The organism is Nocardia carnea (genome assembly GCF_029869215.1).
GTDB lineage: Bacteria > Actinomycetota > Actinomycetes > Mycobacteriales > Mycobacteriaceae > Nocardia > Nocardia carnea_B.
Window position 1 is genome coordinate 1 of record NZ_JARWPM010000281.1, and the last position, 4,781, is coordinate 4,781.

Annotated in this window: 2 protein-coding genes; both read left to right on the forward strand. The window is 69.5% G+C overall.

Going from position 1 to position 4,781, the window contains the following annotated elements; genetic code table 11:
• The first annotated feature begins 191 nt into the window (after positions 1-191).
• A complete protein-coding gene (locus tag QH276_RS19600; RefSeq protein ID WP_432278566.1) occupies positions 192-2,666 on the forward strand; it encodes a transglycosylase domain-containing protein in 2,475 nt (824 codons plus the stop codon).
• Between the two features lie 72 nt (positions 2,667-2,738).
• Positions 2,739-4,580: a glycosyltransferase family 87 protein gene (locus QH276_RS19605; RefSeq protein WP_432278565.1), complete on the forward strand. Its 1,842-nt coding sequence runs from the start codon at positions 2,739-2,741 to the stop codon at positions 4,578-4,580.
• The last annotated feature ends 201 nt before the right edge of the window (positions 4,581-4,781 follow it).

A 4,781-nucleotide genomic window follows, 5' to 3' on the forward strand; every position in this document is an offset into this window, starting at 1 on the left:
GGCCTGGTTTTGTTTAAAATCCCCCCGGCGGTCGGCCGCGGCCCCCGCGGGGCCCGCCGCCGCCGCCGCGCCCGGGCCCCCCCCCGGGCGGCCCACCGCCGGGCCGGCCGCAGCCCCCCAACCAGCCGACGCAGCGGATGGGCCGGCCCGGCGAGCCGGGCCCGCAGCGCGGCGAACAGGGCACCGTGAAGATGCCGAACCCGGCCGCGGCCGCCGGGTCGGCCGAAACCACCCGGCGCGAACGCACCGCGACCGGCCCCCGTCAGGCGACCCGTCCGGGCGCGAACACCGGGGAACGTCGCGCGGTCGGCCAGGAAGGCCGCTCCCGCGTACGCTCCGGCCCCGGTGGTGGCCCGCCGCCCCGGCGGCCGGGCGAGAACCGCTCCGGGGGTCCCGGCGGCCCCGAGGGACGGGGTCCGGGACAGAAACGCAAGAGCCGGTGGAAAATCGTGCGCCGCATCGCCTATGTACTGGTCGCGCTGGCCATCGTGGTGCCGAGCACGGTTTTCCTCATTGCCTATTCCACGGTGTCGGTACCCGAACCCGGCGACCTCAAGACCAATCAGGTCGCGACGATCCTCGCCAACGACGGGGAAACCGAGATCACCCGGGTCGTGCCCCCGCAGGGCAACCGTACCGATGTGACGATCGATCAGATCCCGCCGCATGTCCGCAATGCCGTGATCGCCGCCGAGGACCGCGATTTCTACAGCAACCCCGGTTTCTCGATCTCCGGTTTCGCCCGCGCGGCGCGCGACAACCTCCTGGGCCGGGAAAGCGCCGGTGGTGGTTCGACGATCACTCAGCAGTACGTGAAGAACGCGCTGGTCGGTGACGAACGCAGTATCACCCGTAAGCTGCACGAGCTGGTCATCTCCGCGAAGATGGCCCGGCAATGGAGCAAGGACGAGATCCTCACCGCCTACCTGAACACCATCTACTTCGGGCGCGGCGCCTACGGTATCGACGCGGCCGCCAAGGCGTATTTCGGTAAGCCGGTGCAGGAGTTGAACGTCGCGGAGGGCGCCGTTCTCGCCGCGACCATCCAGCTGCCCTCCCTGCTGGATCCGGAATCGAATCCGGAGGGCGCGGAATCGCGCTGGAACTATGTTCTCGACGGTATGGTCGCCGGCGGCAATCTCGACCGCAACGAACGCGCGGGGATGACCTATCCCCCGGTGAAGTCGTCGTCGGAGACCGGCCAGAAAACCGATTCCACGGGCCCGGAAGGCCATATCAAGGCGCAGGTGCTGCGCGAGCTCTCCGAGGCCGGGATCAGCGAACAGCAGTTGAACACCGCGGGCCTGGAGATCACCACGACCATCGACGCACAGGCCCAGCAGGCCGCGCTCGACTCCGTCCATACGAATATGGAGGGCGAACCGGACAAACTGCGCACCGCGGTGGTCTCGATCGACCCGAAATCCGGTGCGGTGCGGGCCTACTACGGCGGTGAGGACGGGTACGGCTACGACTTCGCCAACGCGGCCCTGCAAACCGGCTCGTCGTTCAAGGTGATCGGCTTGGCACAGAACCTGGAAGAGGGCAAACCGCTGTCGCAGATGTACGACAGCTCGCCCATCACGGTGAACGGTATCGAGATCACCAACGTCGAAGGCGAACAGTGCGGTGTCTGCACCATCGCCGAAGCGCTCAAACGGTCGCTCAACACCAGCTTCTACCGGATGCAGCTGGAAATGGAGAACGGCCCGGAGAAAATCGCCGAAATGGGCCATAAACTGGGCATTCCGGAAGAGCTCCCGGGTCTTGGCCCCACCCTGACCGAACCGGGCGGCGCCGGGCCGAACAACGGTATCGTGCTCGGCCAGTACCAGGCCCGGCCGTTGGATATGGCCTCGGCGTACGCGACCCTGGCGGCCTCCGGGACGTACCACAAACCGCATTTCGTGACCAAGGTCGTGACAGCCGATGGTCAGGTTCTGCTGGACCGCGGCGATGTGGCCGGGGAGAAGCGGGTTTCGGAAGCCGTCGCCGACAATGTGACCGCCGCGATGGAACCGATCGCCGCGTACTCCCGTAACCACGGGCTCGCCGGTGGCCGCCCCTCGGCCGCCAAGACCGGTACCGCGCAGCTCGGCGATACCGGGGAGAACAAGGACGCGTGGATGGTGGGCTACACCCCGTCGCTGTCCACCGCGGTCTGGGTGGGCACCACCGACAACTCGCCGCTGCGCAACTACGGCGGTGCGATGATCTACGGTTCCAGCCTCCCGTCGGATATCTGGAAGGACACGATGGACGGCGCCCTCGAGGGCACGCCCAACGAGAAGTTCCCGAAGCCGGCGCCCATCAAGGGTCAGGCGGGTGTCCCCAAGTGGACCGCCCCGTACACCGCGCCGTCAACGACCATGCCGACGTTCGAACCGCCGGTGGTGATCCAGCCGAGCCAGGTCGAAATCCTGCCCGGTATCACCATTCCGGTGCCCGGGGTGGCGCCCAACCCGCGCACCCAGAATCAGCCGCAGGGCCAGCCGCAGAACGACAGCGGCGCCGGTCCGCTACCGGGGCAGCCCACTGCCGGGCCGGAGGGCACCGTGCCGACCGTTACCCAGGCGCCGAGCCCCGGCACGGATACCGATACCGGCGGGGAAGATACCGAGTCCGGTGGTCCGGGCGGCCCCGGCGGTGCCGGAGACGGCGGCTGACCGAGCCGCAACCCACCGCGAGGGTCCGGCTCGGTCCGGACCGTACGCCCGTAACAGGTAACCTCGGGTGCCGTGAGCGAGCAGCGACTGGTGGGTGGGCCGGACGACGGGAACGATCCCGGAGACGGGCCCGCCCACCGGGGCGCCGGCGCCGGATACGACGCGCCGGCCCCGCTTGCCCCCGACCTGCGTTCGGCCGACGCCCGCGACAAACCCAGCCGCAACGATTCGATGACCGCCCAGTTGTGCACGGTGATCGGTGGCCCGGTCGGCGATCACGCACTCATCGGGCGGGCACGGTTCTGGACCCCGATGCGGGTGCTGCTGGCCTGCGCGGTGATCTTCCTGGCCTTCGGGTGGTTCGCCAAGGCCGGCTGTATCCAGCAGACCACCACGGCCGGGGGTGCGCTCACCCTCGACTGGAACAACGGCCGCCAGTACACCGCCATGTGCTACTCGGACACCGTCCCGCTCTACGGCGCCGAACGGCTCAACGAGGGCGCCTTCCCGTACAAGAAATCGTGGGTGGAGGAAACGCCGGGCGGCGGCACCGAGGTCCGGCATATGGAATACCCGGTCCTTTCGGGGCTGTACCAGTACGTTTCCATGCTGGTTGCCAAGTCCTGGGATGCGAGCCCGCTGCCGGGGGCACTGCAGGTGGTCCTGTATTTCAATGTGGTCGCCCTGGGCCTGGCGATGGCCTGGCTGGTGACCATCTGGGCGACCGCGGTACTGGCCGGGCGCCGCGTCTGGGATACGGTGCTGATGGCGTGTTCACCGCTGGTGATCGTGCACGCCTTCACCAATTTCGATTTCCTCGCCACCGCCTTCGCCGCCACCGGCCTGCTGGCCTGGGCCCGGCGCCGGCCGCTGCTGGCCGGTGTGCTGCTCGGCCTGGGCGGCGCGGCGAAACTGTATCCGCTGCTGCTGCTCGGCCCGATTCTGGTGTTGTGCCTGCGCGCCGACCCGATGCAGCGGATGCCGCGCGCCCAGTTCGCGATCCGGTTGCGCGATATCCGCGGTTCGGCCGATCTGGCCGCGTGGTCGTCCGAGATCCCGGCCCGGATCCGGCTGCTGGCCGAGCGGCCGCTGGGCGCGGCCGGTCTCACCGCCGGCGGCGCACTGACGACCTGGGCGCTGGTGAACCTGCCGATCGCGCTGCTGTATCCCGACGGCTGGCGGGAATTCTTCCGGCTCAACACCACTCGCCACGCCGACCCGGATTCGATCTACAACGTGGTGATGTCGTTCACCGACTGGAACGGGTTCGACGGCACGCTACGCCACGGCGAGGCACCGACCGTGCTCAACCTGGTGTCGCTGTTGCTGTTCGCGGCGGCCTGCGCCGCCATCGCCTATATCGGGCTCACCGCCCCGCGCCGGCCCCGGCTGGCCCAGCTGTGCTTCCTGGTGATCGCGGCCTTCCTGCTGACCAACAAGGTCTGGAGCCCGCAGTACTCGCTGTGGCTGATACCGATCGCGGTGCTCGCCCTCCCGCATCGGCGGCTGCTGCTGGCCTGGATGACGATCGACGCCCTGGTCTGGGCGCCCCGGATGTTCTACTACCTCGGCATCGACCGCAAAGGCCTGCCCGAACAGTGGTTCACCGGGACCGTACTGCTCCGCGATATCGCGGTGATCGCCCTGTGCGTGCTCATCGTCCACCAGATCTACCGGCCCGAACAGGATCTGGTCCGCCGCGACTATCTGGACGACCCGGCCGGTGGCATCGTCGACCGCGCCCCCGACCCACTACTCCCCTGGCTCCCGGAGTTCCTGCGCCCCGGGATTTCCCTGGACACCCACTGGACGGGCGCCGTCGCCACCACCCGCCGGCAGCCACGAACCACCTCGGCGAATCCGGTCGCGACCCCCACCCCCGTGGAAACACGCCCACCCGCCCGCCTGGGCTGACGCAGGCCCCACAGCTCCCAGACCCCGCCACCACCACGGCGGCGCCGAGTCCAGCCAGGTATTCGGCGGGCAGGCCCGCATCGAACGCAGCTACGGCGGCGCCGAGTCCAGCGAGGCCCTTGGAGGGTTCGGCCCGGGGCCGCGGTTGGGGCCGGGGGGGCGGGGGGGCGGGCCCGGGGGTGGCGGGGGGGGGGGCGGGGG